At 60.5% G+C, this 14,700-nt stretch carries 11 protein-coding genes and 2 pseudogenes; 4 read left to right on the top strand and 9 right to left on the bottom strand.

The features are described from left to right. Positions 1 to 97 precede the first annotated feature (97 nt). Positions 98 to 292 (top strand): annotated as a pseudogene (locus CHB75_RS20650) (integrase core domain-containing protein); the annotation flags it as partial. Positions 293 to 541: 249 nt separating this feature from the next. Here CHB75_RS20650 and CHB75_RS20645 read toward each other — a convergent pair. Then, positions 542 to 2,074, bottom strand: coding sequence for a DEAD/DEAH box helicase (locus CHB75_RS20645; protein WP_089273999.1), 1,533 nt, complete (start codon positions 2,072 to 2,074; stop codon positions 542 to 544). Positions 2,075 to 2,323: 249 nt separating this feature from the next. Next, positions 2,324 to 3,943: a peptide chain release factor 3 gene (locus CHB75_RS20640; protein WP_089273997.1), complete on the bottom strand. Its 1,620-nt coding sequence runs from the start codon at positions 3,941 to 3,943 to the stop codon at positions 2,324 to 2,326. A 295-nt stretch (positions 3,944 to 4,238) separates the two neighbouring features. On the opposite strand from CHB75_RS20640, the gene CHB75_RS20635 reads away from it, so the two are divergent. Together CHB75_RS20635 and CHB75_RS20630 are read left to right on the top strand one after the other, a co-directional pair. Continuing rightward, a complete protein-coding gene (locus CHB75_RS20635) occupies positions 4,239 to 5,015 on the top strand; it encodes an SDR family oxidoreductase (protein WP_089274003.1) in 777 nt (258 codons plus the stop codon). A 2-nt stretch (positions 5,016 to 5,017) separates the two neighbouring features. Then, the gene (locus CHB75_RS20630; RefSeq protein ID WP_089273995.1) at positions 5,018 to 6,163 is read left to right on the top strand and encodes a hypothetical protein; all 1,146 of its coding nucleotides are present in this window, start codon (positions 5,018 to 5,020) and stop codon (positions 6,161 to 6,163) included. Between the two features lie 50 nt (positions 6,164 to 6,213). Here CHB75_RS20630 and CHB75_RS20625 read toward each other — a convergent pair whose 3' ends face one another. Beyond that, entirely contained in the window at positions 6,214 to 6,903 is a 690-nt protein-coding gene (locus CHB75_RS20625) for a M48 family metalloprotease (protein WP_089274001.1), read from the bottom strand. Positions 6,904 to 7,236: 333 nt separating this feature from the next. Here CHB75_RS20625 and uvrA point away from each other — a divergent pair, with 333 nt between their 5' ends. Further along, positions 7,237 to 10,095, top strand: a complete 2,859-nt coding sequence (gene uvrA / locus CHB75_RS20620) for an excinuclease ABC subunit UvrA (protein ID WP_089273993.1) — start codon at positions 7,237 to 7,239, stop codon at positions 10,093 to 10,095. Positions 10,096 to 10,122: 27 nt separating this feature from the next. Here uvrA and CHB75_RS20615 read toward each other — a convergent pair whose 3' ends face one another. The 6 genes and pseudogenes from CHB75_RS20615 to CHB75_RS20590 all read right to left on the bottom strand — a co-directional run. Continuing rightward, a complete protein-coding gene (locus CHB75_RS20615) occupies positions 10,123 to 10,323 on the bottom strand; it encodes a YgaP family membrane protein (protein WP_089273991.1) in 201 nt (66 codons plus the stop codon). Positions 10,324 to 10,496: 173 nt separating this feature from the next. Beyond that, positions 10,497 to 11,375, bottom strand: coding sequence for a 3-hydroxyisobutyrate dehydrogenase (gene mmsB, locus CHB75_RS20610; protein ID WP_089273989.1), 879 nt, complete (start codon positions 11,373 to 11,375; stop codon positions 10,497 to 10,499). Continuing rightward, complete coding sequence (locus tag CHB75_RS20605) at positions 11,372 to 12,421, bottom strand: enoyl-CoA hydratase/isomerase family protein (RefSeq protein ID WP_089273987.1); 1,050 nt, start codon at positions 12,419 to 12,421, stop codon at positions 11,372 to 11,374. Before CHB75_RS20605 ends, mmsB begins: the two co-directional genes overlap by 4 nt. 61 nt (positions 12,422 to 12,482) lie before the next feature. Next, complete coding sequence (locus CHB75_RS20600) at positions 12,483 to 13,622, bottom strand: acyl-CoA dehydrogenase family protein (protein ID WP_089273985.1); 1,140 nt, start codon at positions 13,620 to 13,622, stop codon at positions 12,483 to 12,485. A gap of 97 nt (positions 13,623 to 13,719) precedes the next feature. Further along, positions 13,720 to 14,502: pseudogene (locus CHB75_RS20595) on the bottom strand (YbdK family carboxylate-amine ligase); the annotation flags it as partial. 40 nt (positions 14,503 to 14,542) lie between these two features. Further along, the coding region (locus tag CHB75_RS20590) for a transposase domain-containing protein (RefSeq protein ID WP_141135057.1) at positions 14,543 to 14,700 on the bottom strand (158 nt) is incomplete at its 5' end.

Below are 14,700 nucleotides of genomic sequence, written 5' to 3'. Positions count from 1 at the left end.
TCAATGCCCTCGGCACTGCCGAGATCATTCGCGTGGCATAACGCCAGCGGGGTAAGGGGAAGTCATGCCTCAGGCGTGAGTTCTGCAACAATGCCCCTTGGACGATGCCCGCCGCAAGCTTGCCCTTGGGCGCTACGATCATAACGCCGTCAGGCCACACTCATCGCTCGGGAACCACACGCCGCTCGAAGCGCGCCGGACGCTTGAGCAATTTGACGGCTCCGCGCCCGGCGCGCTTGCCCAAACCGACCAACCACACCACCAGTCTGAAACCAGCAGACTCTCGTTATGAACGAAGGACCGGCGGAGGGCAGGTCACCGACACCAAGGTTATCAGCCACCTGTTTGCGCGTAAGCCCACTCGACAGCGCGATCCGCCCAGCATCTTGTCCGAATTCGTCCGTCCGTTTCAGCCCCATAGTCAGTCTCCTTTGCTGCAGTAAATGCTATCAAAGGAGCGGCATCAAACCGCGACAGGTCCAGTCTTCCGATTACGTCATTCGTTCCACGCAATACTCGCAGGAGTTAGAGCCGGACCCCCTCAGCCTGCGCGGCGCTCGTCGAAGCTAAGAGCGATGAAGCTGGGCATGTGGTCGCCCATACCGACGACCTTGTTGTCCGACCCGCGGCCGCGCTGGTAATGACCACCATGATTGCGGTCGCGATCGCCCCGATCACCCCGATCAGTTGGAGTGGGGTCGCGGCGGGGCTCTTGACGTGCCTCTCTGGGCGCTTCTGTTCTGGCTGATTCCGTCCGGGCCTGCGGCGCGGGGGCCACTTCGGCTACGACCGTTTCCGGTGCAACCTCTTGCGGTGCCTCTTTTACAGCTTCGGGCTTGTTGCGCGTCCGGCTGCGTGTCCGGCGCGGCTTGGGCTCGGCATCTGTTTCCATAGCGGCATCGACCTCGTCCCCGGCGGGCGGGGCCTTTAGTGGCGATTCAAGACGCGGGATCGGCTTTTGCAGAAGCTTTTCGATGGCGTCGAGGTTCTTTTCGTCCTTCGACACACAGATCATCATCGCCTTGCCTTCGCGCCCGGCGCGGCCCGTGCGGCCGATACGGTGGACGTAATCTTCGGCATGGCTGGGTACATCAAAGTTGAACACGTGGCTAACGCTTGGCACGTCCAGCCCGCGGGCTGCCACATCAGAAGCGACAAGGAAGCGCAATTCGCCGTTGCGGAACCCGTCAAGCGTACGCGTGCGTTGTGACTGGTCCAGATCGCCGTGGATCGGGGCCGCGTCGTAGCCATACTTTTTCAGCGACTTGGCGACCATATCCACATCCATCTTGCGGTTGCAGAAGATGATGGCATTGGTGCATTTTTCGCCTTCGGCGTCGATCATGCCACGCAGGACCTGCCGCTTTTCGCTGGCTTCGCGATCCTTGCGCGAGGCCTTCAACATCACCACGCCCTGTTCGATGGTCTCGGAGGCGGATGCCTGACGGGCCACTTCGATCCGGGCGGGGTTGGACAGGAAGGTGTTGGTGATCCGCTCGATCTCGGGTGCCATGGTGGCCGAAAAGAACAGCGTCTGGCGGGTGAAGGGCGTGAGGCCAAAGATCTTTTCGATATCGGGAATGAACCCCATGTCGAGCATCCGGTCGGCTTCGTCCACCACCATCACCTTGACGTCGGACAGGATCAGCTTGCCACGTTCGAAATGGTCAAGCAGGCGGCCCGGCGTGGCGATCAGGACATCGACGCCCTTGTCGATCAGCATGTCCTGCTCTTTGAAGCTGACGCCGCCAATCAGAAGCGCCTTGGTCAGCTTTACGTGCTTGGCGTAGGTGTCGAAATTTTCCGCAACCTGCGCGGCGAGTTCCCGCGTCGGGCAGAGCACCAGCGACCGCGGCATCCGCGCGCGTGCGCGCCCGCGGGCCAGCATTGTGATCATGGGCAGGGTGAAAGAGGCGGTCTTGCCTGTACCTGTCTGGGCGATGCCCAGAACGTCGCGCCCTTCGAGGGCCGGTGGAATGGCGCCGGCCTGAATGGGGGTGGGGGTTTCATAGCCAGCTTCTTCGATGGCTTTCAAAACCTTGGGGTTCAGGTTCAGATCAGAGAATTTTGTCATATGTATCCGGTATTTACGGACGCAATATGGCCCGTACCTCTGGTGCGTGTGTCAGGCCCGTACGACCTTGTGGTTATCCACATCTGCGACCCACGCGCGGCTTGTACCGAAAAGAAGTTTCGGGGTCAATATCGGTGGGGTTTTCAATGGGTGAAGACGGGCAGTTCTGCGGCTTTTACCACATATTTTCGTATTGACACGCAATGGGCACCGTAGTCGGCTGCTCAACTGCGTGCAGAAGGGGGGCACCTAGACCATCATTTCCTTGGTCGAGGACAAGGTGATATCTGGATAGTCCCGGGCCACGCGATCAATGTCCCATTGCAGCCGGGTCAGATAGACCACGTCGCCATCGTTGTCGTGTCCGATGTGCTGCTTATTGGCGGCAATGAAGGCATCGACCTTGTCTTGTGGGCCGTGAACCCAGCGGGCCGATGTGAACTGCGAGCCTTCAAAGCGGACCGGAAGACCGTATTCCAGCTCGATCCGGCTGCCCAACACCTCGAATTGCAGGGCGCCGACGACGCCGACAATGAAACCCGACCCAAACGCCGGTTTGAACACCTTGGCGGCACCTTCTTCGGCGAATTGCATCAGGGCCTTTTCCAGATGCTTTGCCTTCATCGGATCGCCCGCGCGCACCGTTTGCAGCAGTTCGGGCGCGAACGAGGGGATGCCCGAGACGCGCAGCGCCTCGCCTTCGGTCAGGGTGTCGCCGATGCGCAATTGGCCGTGGTTGGGAATGCCGATGATGTCGCCGGCCCAGGCTTCTTCGGCCAGCTCGCGATCAGCGGCAAGGAACAGCACCGGGTTGGTGATTGCCATCTGTTTCTTGGAGCGGACGTGCGTCAGCTTCATGCCACGATGGAAGTGTCCCGAGGCGAGGCGGACAAAGGCCACGCGGTCGCGGTGCTTGGGGTCCATGTTGGCCTGCACCTTGAAGACAAAGCCGGTGACCTTTTCTTCTTCGGGGGCAATCTTGCGCGGGGTGGCGTTCTGGATCTGTGGTTCGGGACCATAGGTGCCGATGCCGTCCATCAACTCCTTGACGCCAAACGAATTGATCGCAGAGCCGAACCAGATCGGGGTCATATGCCCTTCAAGCACCGACTGCGGGTCGAGGGCAGGCAGCAGTTCGCGGGCCATCTCGACCTCTTCGCGCAGCTTGGCAAGCTGTTCGGCCGGCACGTGTTTGTCCAGCAGCGGATCGTCAAGGCCGTTCATTTCGATCGTCTCGGCGACCTTGTTGCGGTCGGCGCGGTCCATCAGTTCCAGCCGGTCGCGCAGCATGTCGTAGCAACCAAGGAACTCGCGCCCCATGCCGATGGGCCAGCTGGCCGGGGTCACGTCGATGGCCAGATTTTCCTGAATCTCGTCGATGATATCAAAGGTGTCGCGCGCTTCGCGGTCCATCTTGTTGCAGAAGGTCAGGATCGGCAGGTCGCGCAGGCGGCAGACCTCGAACAGCTTCTGTGTCTGGCTTTCCACGCCCTTGGCGCCGTCGATAACCATCACGGCTGCATCCACCGCCGTCAGGGTACGGTAGGTGTCTTCGGAAAAGTCCGAGTGGCCGGGGGTGTCCACCAGATTGAAGCGGAATTTCTTGTAATCGAACGACATGGCAGAGGCCGAGACCGAGATACCACGGTCCTTTTCCATCTGCATGAAGTCGGATCGGGTCCGGCGCGCCTCGCCCTTGGCGCGGACCTGTCCGGCCATCTGGATCGCCCCGCCGTACAGCAGGAATTTTTCCGTCAGCGTCGTCTTGCCCGCGTCCGGGTGCGAAATGATCGCAAATGTCCGGCGACGGGCGATTTCCGTCGGCAGGTCGGGGCGGTTTGACGGTGTGGGGGCGAGTGTATCGGGCATGAGCGGGCGTATAGGGCCGCGCGCAGAGGTTGGCAAGGACAGGAGACTGCGTTGAGATGACCGGATGGGGGAAGCCATCGGGGCGCGGGGCGGGGTCGGAAACCTGTGGTTATGCGACGCTGATAAGGCGGATCGCATCGCCGCCTGGCATGACCTTCGAACATCAATCCCCGGTTTGGGCGCGCGGCACTTTCGCCCCGGATGGCGCCGTTGTATGCACGGAGCATATGTATCGGATTTGCCCGCCACTGGTGATAACCGGACCGGCGGGAAACAGCAGGCAAAGGATGTGCAGATGGATCTGGGAATCTCGGGAAAACGGGCGCTTGTGACGGCATCGAGCAAGGGCTTGGGGCGTGGTTGCGCAGAGGCACTGGCACGCGCCGGGGTCGATCTGGTGCTGAATGCACGGGGCGCAGAGGCGCTTGAGGTGACGGCAAAGGAACTGCGTGCATACGGTGTGTCGGTGACCACCGTGGCGGCGGATATCGTGTCCGAAGAAGGTCGCGCCCGGGTGCTTGAGGCGGCTGGCGATGTGGACATCCTTGTGACCAACGCAGGCGGTCCGCCCCCCGGGCTGTGGTCGGATTGGGAGCGCGAGGATTTCATCAAAGCGCTGGATGGCAACATGCTGACCCCGATTGCGCTGATGAAGGCGCTGGTGCCGGGCATGATGGAGCGCGGCTGGGGTAGGGTGGTTAACATCACCTCGCAGTCGGTCAAATCGCCCATCGGGGTGCTGGGTCTGTCGAATTCCGCCCGTGCGGGGCTGACGGGGTATGTCGCGGGCACATCGCGGCAGGTGGCACCCAGCGGTGTAACGATCAACAACCTGCTGCCGGGGATCCACGCCACCGACCGCGCGATTTCTCTGGACACGGGTGTGGCCGAGCGTGAGGGGCTGACGCTGGAACAGGCCAGCGCAAGCCGTGCTGCGACGATCCCAGTGCGCCGCTATGGCACGGCAGGGGAATTTGGCGCCACATGCGCCTTTCTCTGTTCGCAGCATGCCGGTTTCATCGTCGGGCAGAATATCTCGCTTGACGGTGGCGCGTTCAATTCGACGATCTGACCATGGCGCGGGGACCTGATGGCAAGGGCGGCGGTTCCGGCTATTCGCTGGCGGATCAGTTGTTCAACGCCCGTACCGTCGGGCAGCTGGGTCGCGAATATGGCGTTCTGCCGGGTTTTGATGGTGATGCCTTTACGGCGCAGGCCTTGGCGGGCCTGCCCGGCCGCGGCCTGCTCGAGCGGCTTGACTGGCTGGCTGATTGCATCGCAGTCCAGCTGCCGCAGGATTTCCACGCCATGGCCGAGGCGATTGAAGCGGCGATGCCACCCGCGCTTGATCCGTCGCTGTGCGATGACGATTTTGGCCAGTTCATCCATGCGGTACCCGGTATTCTTGCCGTGCGCCACGGGTTGGAAGATCACCCTGATCGGGCGCTGGCTCTCATCCACCGCGCCACGCAGCGGTTTTCGATGGAATTCTACATCCGCCCCTTCCTGAACCGCTGGCCCGAGCGAACGCTGGATCGGCTGCGGCTATGGGTGCGGGACGACAATTACCATGTCCGCCGTCTGGTGAGCGAAGGCACGCGGCCGCGACTGCCTTGGGCGCGCAACATCACGCTGGACCCTTTGGTGCCGTTGGAATTTCTGGACCAGTTACATGGCGACAGGACACGCTATGTGACCCGGTCGGTGGCCAACCATCTTAACGATATTTCCAAGGTTGTACCGGATGCGGTGACTGGGCGGCTAGCGGATTGGGCGGGTTTGGGCCAGCAGGATCCGAAGGAGTTGGATTGGATGACCCGCCACGCCCTGCGCACTGCCGTCAAGCGCGGGGAACCCGGTGCGCTGGCGCTGCTTGGGTATGGCGACGCTATGGATCTGGGGGTCGAGCTTGCGCTGGAGACGCCGCAGGTCCGTGTCGGAGAAAGGCTGGAATTCGCTGTCACCGTCGCGGCAAAGGCCGATACCCAGGTGCTGGTGGACTACCGCATTCAGTTCGCCCGCCCGGGTGGAAAGATCGGCGAGAAGGTGTTCAAGTTGGGCAAGGCACGGATCAAGCCCAGAGAGAAGGTCGTGTTGCGCAAATCCCATCTGCTGAAGGGCGATGCGACCACGTTCCGCTGGCATGCCGGAACGCACAAGCTTTGGATACAAGTGAACGGGCGGGACCGGGCAGAGGCGGAGTTTCAGGTTCTGGCTTGATCGCGGGTGCTGAGGGCTACTGGGATTCCTGTCAGCATACCTTCAGGCGATCAGGTCACGGGCGTCCAGCGCGCCTCGAGCGCCTCGATCGCGGCAATCCGTTCTTCTGTCTTGGGATGGCTCAGCAGCCATGCAGGGGCCGCGCCCGCGCGGGACTGTGTCAGCGCCTCAAGCTTGTGAAACAGCGACTTCTGCGGCGCGACACCTATGTTGGCCTTGGTCAGCAGCGCGGCGGCATAGGCATCCGCCTCGTATTCGTCCGAACGCGACAGTTTGGCGGCCAGCAAGGAGGTCACCGCATTCGCCACCATCAAGCCGACCCCCGGCAAGAAGCGGTTCAGCAGCACGATGATTGCGGTGCGCAGCGCATTCTGACCGGAAAAGTCGATCATCCGCCGCCGCGAATGTCCCAGCGCCACATGCCCCATCTCATGCGCGATGACCGAGGCAAGCTCTTCTGCTGAAACCTCGCCATTCTGGTATTTGCGGTAAAAACCCCGGGTGATGAAGATCCGCCCGTCAGGGGCGGCCAGTCCGTTCACCGGGTCGATCTCGTAGATGTTCACGCGGATACGATCCAGATTCAGCGCCGCCGCCATCCGGTCTGTCAGCCGCTTGAGCCGGGGATCGGCCAGTTCGGTCGAGCGTGCATCCAGTTCGCGCCCCGTACGCCAGGTCGAAAACCGGTACATCACCAGAGCGTAAAGGATCGCCAGAAGGATCGGAGAGAATTTGAGCATCTTTTGAATATGGTGCATGGAAAGCCCGCCGCCAAGGGGAGAGTCGCAGGTACCGATCATGCGTTGCGGCCCCAGACATTGACGCAGACAGACCAAGCACCGATATGACAGCTGCACGCGCGGCAATCTGGTCCGGTGTGTTGTAACGGGATTGGGTCATCTCGGGCGCGTCCGAACGACTTTGGCGCAGATATCAGGCCTTAGCTGACCGCGTAGGAGCGTCCGGTGGCGGGTACCGAATGGAACAAGGTATGTTCTTGTTGCGTTCTCAATTTTGAGTTGGCGAAACCGCTGACGTGAACTATGTCTTAACCGTTGCAGATCGGGGGGCTCATGGCCGAGCAGAAGTATATAGAGGTGCGCGGTGCGCGCGAACATAACCTCAAGAACATCGATGTGGATATCCCGCGCGACCAACTGGTTGTGATCACGGGGCTTTCCGGCTCGGGTAAATCCTCTCTGGCCTTCGACACGATCTATGCCGAGGGTCAGCGCCGCTATGTCGAATCGTTGTCTGCCTACGCGCGCCAGTTTCTGGACATGATGGAAAAGCCGGATGTGGATCACATCAGCGGCCTGAGCCCGGCGATTTCCATCGAGCAGAAAACGACATCAAAGAACCCGCGGTCCACCGTGGGCACAGTAACCGAGATCTATGACTATCTGCGCCTGTTGTTCGCCCGTGCGGGAACGCCCTATAGCCCCGCTACCGGCCTTCCGATCGAAGCGCAGCAGGTGCAGGACATGGTCGACCGCGTGATGGACATGGAGCAGGGCACGCGTGCCTATCTGCTTGCCCCCATCGTGCGGGACCGTAAGGGTGAATACCGCAAGGAATTTCTCGAACTGCGCAAGCAGGGTTTTCAGCGGGTCAAGGTGGACGGTGAGTTCTATGAGTTGGACGAACCGCCGACGCTGGACAAGAAATTCCGCCATGACATCGACGTGGTGGTTGATCGGCTCGTGGTGAAGGAAGGGCTTGAAACGCGTCTGGCGGATTCCTTCCGCACGGCGCTGGACCTTGCATCGGGCATCGCGATCCTTGAGACCGCTCCGAGTGAGGGCGAAGCCGAGCGCATCACGTTTTCAGAGAATTTCGCCTGTCCGGTCAGTGGGTTCACCATCCCCGAAATCGAACCGCGGCTGTTTTCGTTCAACGCACCCTATGGGGCCTGTCCGGACTGTGACGGGTTGGGCATGGAGCTGTTTTTCGACGAACGTCTGGTGGTGCCGGACGCGGATCTGAAAATCGGGGACGGCGCGCTGGCGCCATGGCGCAAGGGCAAGTCGCCGTACTTTACCCAGACCATCCAAGCCATTGCGAAACATTACGGTTTCAGCCCCAGCGCCAAGTGGAAGGACCTGCCTGACAACGTCCAGCAGGTGTTCCTGCGCGGATCCGGGGAAGAGGAAATCCAGTTCCGTTATGACGAAGGCGGCCGCGTCTACCAGGTCAGCCGCGTGTTCGAAGGCGTCATTCCCAACATGGAACGCCGCTATCGCGAAACGGACAGCAACTGGATCCGTGAGGAATTTGAACGCTACCAGAACAATCAGCCCTGCGGCACTTGTCACGGCTACCGGCTCAAGCAAGAGGCGCTGGCGGTCAAGATCGGCGGTCAGCACATCGGTCAGGTCGTGCGGATGTCGATCAAGGAGGCCTATGACTGGTGCGGCACCGTGCCGGACGCCCTGTCCAAGCAGAAGAACGAAATTGCCCGCGCGATCCTCAAGGAAATCCGCGAACGTGTCGGTTTCCTTAATAATGTCGGGCTGGAATACCTGACGCTTTCGCGCAACTCCGGCACATTGTCGGGGGGCGAAAGCCAGCGAATCCGGCTTGCCTCTCAGATCGGTTCAGGTCTGACGGGGGTTCTTTATGTTCTGGATGAACCGTCCATCGGGTTGCATCAGCGCGACAATGACCGCCTGTTGGGAACGCTCAAGAACCTGAGAGATCAGGGCAATACCGTGATCGTCGTCGAACACGACGAAGAGGCGATCCGCGAGGCGGATTACGTGTTCGACATCGGCCCGGGTGCGGGAGTGCATGGCGGCCGGGTAGTGAGCCACGGCACGCCACAGCAAGTTGCCGACGATCCAAATAGTATTACAGGTCAGTATCTTACAGGGTCACGCGAAATCTCGGTCCCTGCTACCCGGCGCAAAGGAAACGGTAAAAAGCTGAAGATCGTCGGGGCGACGGGAAACAACCTCCAAAACGTCACTGCCGAATTTCCATTGGGAAAATTCGTCTGCGTCACCGGCGTTTCGGGCGGCGGCAAATCCACCCTGACGATCGAGACGCTGTACAAGAATGCCGCGACCAAACTGAACGGCGCACGAGAGACGCCGGCACCTTGCGAAACTATCAAGGGGTTCGAGCATCTGGACAAGGTGATCGACATCGACCAGCGCCCCATCGGGCGAACTCCGCGTTCAAACCCAGCCACTTACACCGGGGCCTTCACCCCGATCCGCGATTGGTTTTCCGGTCTGCCTGAGGCCAAGGCGCGCGGCTATAAACCCGGGCGGTTCAGTTTCAACGTCAAGGGCGGCCGCTGCGAAGCCTGTCAGGGCGATGGCGTGATCAAGATCGAGATGCACTTTCTGCCCGACGTCTATGTAACCTGTGAGACCTGCAAAGGCGCGCGTTACAATCGCGAAACTCTTGAAATTCGCTTCAAGGGCAAGAGCATAGCGGACGTTCTTGATATGACGGTCGAGGACGCGCAGGGCTTTTTCCAAGCGGTGCCGTCGATCCGCGAAAAGATGGATGCCCTGATGCACGTCGGTCTGGGCTACATCAAGGTCGGCCAGCAGGCGACGACCCTGTCTGGGGGCGAGGCGCAGCGGGTGAAGCTGTCCAAGGAGTTGGCGCGGCGGTCCACGGGACGGACGCTCTATATTCTGGATGAACCGACCACGGGCCTGCACTTCGAAGACGTGCGCAAGCTATTGGAAGTGCTGCATGAACTGGTGGATCAGGGCAATTCTGTCGTGGTGATCGAACACAATCTGGATGTGATCAAGACCGCTGATTGGCTGATCGATATCGGTCCCGAAGGCGGTGACGGCGGTGGAGAGATCGTTGCCGTTGGAACACCGGAACAGGTCGCGGAAGAGCCACGCAGCCACTCCGGACACTACCTCAAACCGATGTTGAAAACTCGCAAGGTGGCGGCAGAATAGGCCGCGCCGCTAGGCCCGGCCCAAAGATCACTTTTTCATTGGGCAAGTGTTGACCCCGAACAGTGAATAGACCGGGCAGGTGCCCATAAGCCCCGTGGCCAGCGGGATGATCCCGATGAGGTAAACCCAAGTGTAGGGCCCGTTGGTCATGAAGTACCCTGCCAGCAGAGCAAGACCTAGGATAACCCGCACAACTCGGTCAATTGTTCCGACATTCTTGGCAAACATCATTTTGTCCTTTCCAAAGACTCGATACATTCAGGTTACCGAATTTTTAGCCAATCCCCAAGGTAATCAGCCTTACGCGGTCGAGCTGCGACAAGATGCCTTGCAAGGCGCGGCCCTCACGACCCGCGCCAATTTTCTTGATAAGAAAATTCGCAAAAATCTTTGAAAGATTTTTAGTCGTCACCCCACCCACGGGACTCGAACCTTGGCAGCATGGCGCTGAAATCCCTACCTTTTCCATCCTCTTCCTCGACAAAGCGTTGGTAAAGATCGGTTGCGGCCTGACCCATCGGGGTGTCTGCATCCGCGGCCTCAGCAGCTTGTTGGGACAGGCGCAAGTCCTTTAGCATGAGTTCGCTGGCAAAGCCCGGGGCATAGCCGTTGTCGGCGGGTGACTTGGGACCGATGCCGGGGGCGGGGCAATAGGCGTTCATTGACCAGCTGTATCCCGAGGATGTCGATACCACATCGAACATCGCCTGTCTGTCGAGGCCCAGCTTGTCAGCTAGGGCAAAGGCTTCGCAGGTGGCGATCATGGTAACGCCAAGGATCATGTTGTTGCAGATCTTGGCCGCCTGACCGTTGCCCGACTTTCCGCAGTGCACGGCCTTCTGGCCCATGACTTCGAACAGCGGCGAAGCCTTGGCGAAGGCGTGATCAGAGCCGCCCACCATAAAGGTCAGTGTGCCTGCTGCCGCGCCACCGATCCCACCCGAAACGGGGGCGTCGAGCGGCAATAGACCTGCGGCGTTGGCCTGATCGGCGACGGAGCGGGCGCTATCCACATCCACGGTCGAGCAGTCCAGAAAGATCGCGCCGGGCTTCATTTCCGGAATGATTCCGTTTGCGACTGAACGCAGTATGGCGCCGTTCGGCAGCATTGTGATGACAATATCTGCGCCGCTGGCAGCCTCTGTCGCGGTACTGGCGTTGGTGACGCCTTCGACCGTTACGCTGGCCGTGTCAAAGCCGGTGACATGGTGTCCCGCGCGACTGAGATTGGTGGCCATCGGGCCGCCCATGTTGCCAAGTCCGATAAATGCGATGTTCACGGCTGTGTCTCCTCATGAAAGTCAAGTTTTGCGCCCTGCAGGGGGTGTAGCATGCGGGTTGTGTCGGTCTGGGGAACGGCGTCGATGGCGTGTTTCCAGACAGGTTTGCGATCCTTGTCTATGATGGCGGCACGGATCCCTTCGAGCAGATCACCCTGTTCCAGCGCGCGGTAGGTAAAGCGGTATTCCAGTTCCAGCGCCGTGCGGATGGTCGGAGTGCCCTGGCTTAGCCGTTGCAGGATTTCCAACGTGCAGGCCATGGAGAGTGGCGCGTTGCGTTCGATTTTCTTCAGTGTGTCGGCGGCAAAGGCAGTGTCAGCGGATCTGAGCGCGTCAACCACATCGCTCAGGTGCTCTCCCGCGAAATGCGCATCTACCTGGGGCAGAAGGGCGCTCATATCTCCTTGCGGGGGAACTCGGCTGGCGCGTTGGAGAGCGTTGATGACGGCGTCGGATTCCAGTGTGGCGACAAGCTCGGGCCAGCAGTCCTGTGGGATGTAGATATCTGCGAAACCTGCAAGGATTGCGTCGGCGGGGCCCATCCGTGCGGCGGTCAACCCAAGGTAGGCGCCAAGCTGCCCGGGCGCGCGCGCCAGAAGGAAAGTCCCGCCCACATCCGGGACAAGGCCGATGCCGCATTCCGGCATCGCGATCTGGCTGCTTTCGCAGACGATCCGGTGCGAGGCGTGACAGCCCAGCCCGACGCCGCCGCCCATGGTGAACCCCTGCATCAGGCTGACAATCGGTTTGGGATATTCGGCGATCAGGGCGTTCAGGCGGTATTCATCGTGCCAGAATGTCTGGCCATAGGTGAAATTACCCGCCATCCCGGCGGCGTAAAGTTCCGCAATGTCACCCCCGGCGCAGAACGCCCGGTCGCCTTCGGCATCGATCACAACAAGATCGACCGCAGGATCGCTGCGCCAGTCAAGTAGGACGGATTCGATCTGCGTACACATATCGTAAGTGAGAGCGTTCAGCGCCTTTGCGCGGGTCAGGGTGATGCGGCCCGCGCGGCCCGTGGTTCTGATAGAAAGATCGGGCATCTATGTCTCCGTTGGGATGCTCTGGGCTATATGGGCGATGGCGCTGCCGCTTTCAGTGAGGTCACGCCTTGAGCATGTCGCGCGCCACGATCAGGCGCATGATTTCGTTGGTGCCCTCGAGGATCTGATGAACGCGCAGATCACGGACCAGTTTCTCGATTCCGTAATCACCCAGATAGCCATAACCGCCGTGTAACTGCAGGCACTGATCGACAACACTTGAACCGACTTCGGTAACGAATTTTTTGGCCATGGCGCAAAACTTGCTGGCGTCCGGTGCGCCGGTATCAAGCTTCCAGGCTGCTTGATGCAGGAACGTGCGGGCGGCCTGCATTTCAATCTCCATGTCCGCAAGGCGGAACTGCAAGGCCTGGAACTGGTCGATGGATTTGCCAAAAGCCTTACGCTCGGCCATGTAGGCAAGTGTCAGGTTCAGCCCGTTCTGCGCCGCACCCAAGGAACAGGCCGCGATGTTCAGGCGACCGCCATCAAGCCCCGCCATGGCGTATTTGAAGCCGTGGCCTTCGGTACCGATAAGGTTTTCGGTAGGCACAGGGCAGTCGTCGAACTGCACTTGCCGGGTGGGTTGCGCGCGCCAGCCCATCTTGTCCTCCAGGCCGCCAAAGCTCAGCCCCGGGGTGCCGTCCTCGACAAGTATGGTCGAGATGCCGCTGGGCCCGTCTTCGCCGGTGCGCACCATGACAAGGTAGGCGTCGGAATAACCGCCGCCCGAAATGAACGCCTTGGTTCCTGTCAGGCTGTACCCTTCATTTGTGCGTGTGGCGCGTGTGCGCAGGGCTGCGGCGTCCGATCCCGATCCCGGCTCTGTCAGGCAATAGCTCAGTACGGTCTCCATACTGAGCACCTTGGGCAGCACACGTGCCTTCATCTCGTCCGATCCGTAACTGTCTATCATCCGGGCGCACATGTTGTGGATCGACAGAAAGGCAGCGACCGAAGGGCAGGCCATCGACAATGCCTGAAAGACCAACGTGGCATCCAGCCGGGTCAGGCCCGAACCGCCGCTTTCTTCGGACACATACAAGCCACCGAAACCAAGGCCCGCCAGTTGTGGCCAGAGATCTTTGGGGATGGTGCCCTCGGCTTCCCACTTGCGCGCATATGGTGCGATCTTTTCCTGTCCAAAGGCATGGGCCATGTCAAAAATCGCGGATTGCTCATCGCTCAGCGCAAAATCCATCCGGTCTCCCCCTCGTTGTCTTTTGGCTTATCAGATGTGACAGGTCTTGGCGCAGGTATGCAAGGGCCAAGCCCCCGGGGTGCGCTCTGGTGCCGCGTCACAGATCCGTATGAAACTCTTCGATCAGATGCGCTACCACGGCGCGCATCCTTTCTTCGTTGCCAGCACCTCCGGCCTGCGCCGCCTCATGCACAGCACGTTGCCGGGCCGCAGAAGTCCCACCCCGGACGATGTCGCGCATGCGCTGCACCTCATCCTGACAACCCAGGACATCGGCATCCTCTTCAACCAGCGTCACCAGTTCCTCGACCAGTTCAGGCCAGGGCACGATCTCGCCACGGCCAAAGTCGATCAGCCCTTCGGTGACACCATAGCGCTGCGCCCGCCAACGGTTTTCGCCAATCAGAAAACGGTCATAAATCCTCCACCGCTGGTTACGGACACGCAGGCGCCACAGCATCCGCAACAGGCACTGGTTGAGCGCCGCAAGTGACAGCGTGTGCTCCAGCCGGGGCTGGACATCCATGATGCGCGTCTCAAGCGTTGGAAACTGGTGCGAGGGGCGCAGGTCCCACCAGATTTTTGAACTGTCCTCGATCAGCCCCAGATCAGTGAGGGCGGCGACAGAGCGGTGATAATCCTCCCAGGATTCAAACTGTGGCGGCAGGCCGGTGCGGGGCAGGTTGTCAAAGACCGAGATTCTGTAAGAGGCCATGCCCGTATCCTCGCCCTGCCAGAAAGGAGAGGAGGTAGACAGCGCCAGCAGATGCGGCAGAAAGTAGGACATCTGGCGCATGAGGTCGGCGCGTAACGTATTGTCGTCGATCCCCACATGGACATGCATCCCGCAGATCAGCATCCGCCGGACCACGCCCCCCAAGGGTAAGCGGCAGTCCATCACCCATGGCACTGTGGTTTTACTACTTGCCGAAGTTCCATGGCATGAGAGTGTCGATGTCAGTCTGCATGTGCTGATCGAGGATCTTTCGGAGTGTGGCGGCGACATAGGCTTCGGGGTTTACGGCGTTCAGGCGACATGTGCCTATCAGCGAGGCGACACGCGCCCATGTCGCGGCGC

This window comes from Puniceibacterium sediminis, from assembly GCF_900188035.1.
GTDB classification, from domain to species: Bacteria; Pseudomonadota; Alphaproteobacteria; order Rhodobacterales; family Rhodobacteraceae; genus Puniceibacterium; species Puniceibacterium sediminis.
The sequence above is the reverse complement of the archived record's forward strand: the minus strand, read 5'-3'. Positions and strand labels throughout refer to the sequence as shown.

Excerpts from the sequence above, each read along its gene's own strand:
- CHB75_RS20645 (WP_089273999.1), bottom strand. The coding sequence starts at position 2,074 with ATGACAAAATTCTCTGATCTGAACCTGAACCCCAAGGTTTTGAAAGCC.
- CHB75_RS20640 (WP_089273997.1), bottom strand. The coding sequence starts at position 3,943 with ATGCCCGATACACTCGCCCCCACACCGTCAAACCGCCCCGACCTGCCG.
- CHB75_RS20635 (WP_089274003.1), top strand. The coding sequence starts at position 4,239 with ATGGATCTGGGAATCTCGGGAAAACGGGCGCTTGTGACGGCATCGAGC.
- CHB75_RS20630 (WP_089273995.1), top strand. The coding sequence starts at position 5,018 with ATGGCGCGGGGACCTGATGGCAAGGGCGGCGGTTCCGGCTATTCGCTG.
- CHB75_RS20625 (WP_089274001.1), bottom strand. The coding sequence starts at position 6,903 with ATGCTCAAATTCTCTCCGATCCTTCTGGCGATCCTTTACGCTCTGGTG.
- uvrA (WP_089273993.1), top strand. The coding sequence starts at position 7,237 with ATGGCCGAGCAGAAGTATATAGAGGTGCGCGGTGCGCGCGAACATAAC.
- CHB75_RS20615 (WP_089273991.1), bottom strand. The coding sequence starts at position 10,323 with ATGTTTGCCAAGAATGTCGGAACAATTGACCGAGTTGTGCGGGTTATC.
- CHB75_RS20605 (WP_089273987.1), bottom strand. The coding sequence starts at position 12,421 with ATGCCCGATCTTTCTATCAGAACCACGGGCCGCGCGGGCCGCATCACC.
- CHB75_RS20600 (WP_089273985.1), bottom strand. The coding sequence starts at position 13,622 with ATGGATTTTGCGCTGAGCGATGAGCAATCCGCGATTTTTGACATGGCC.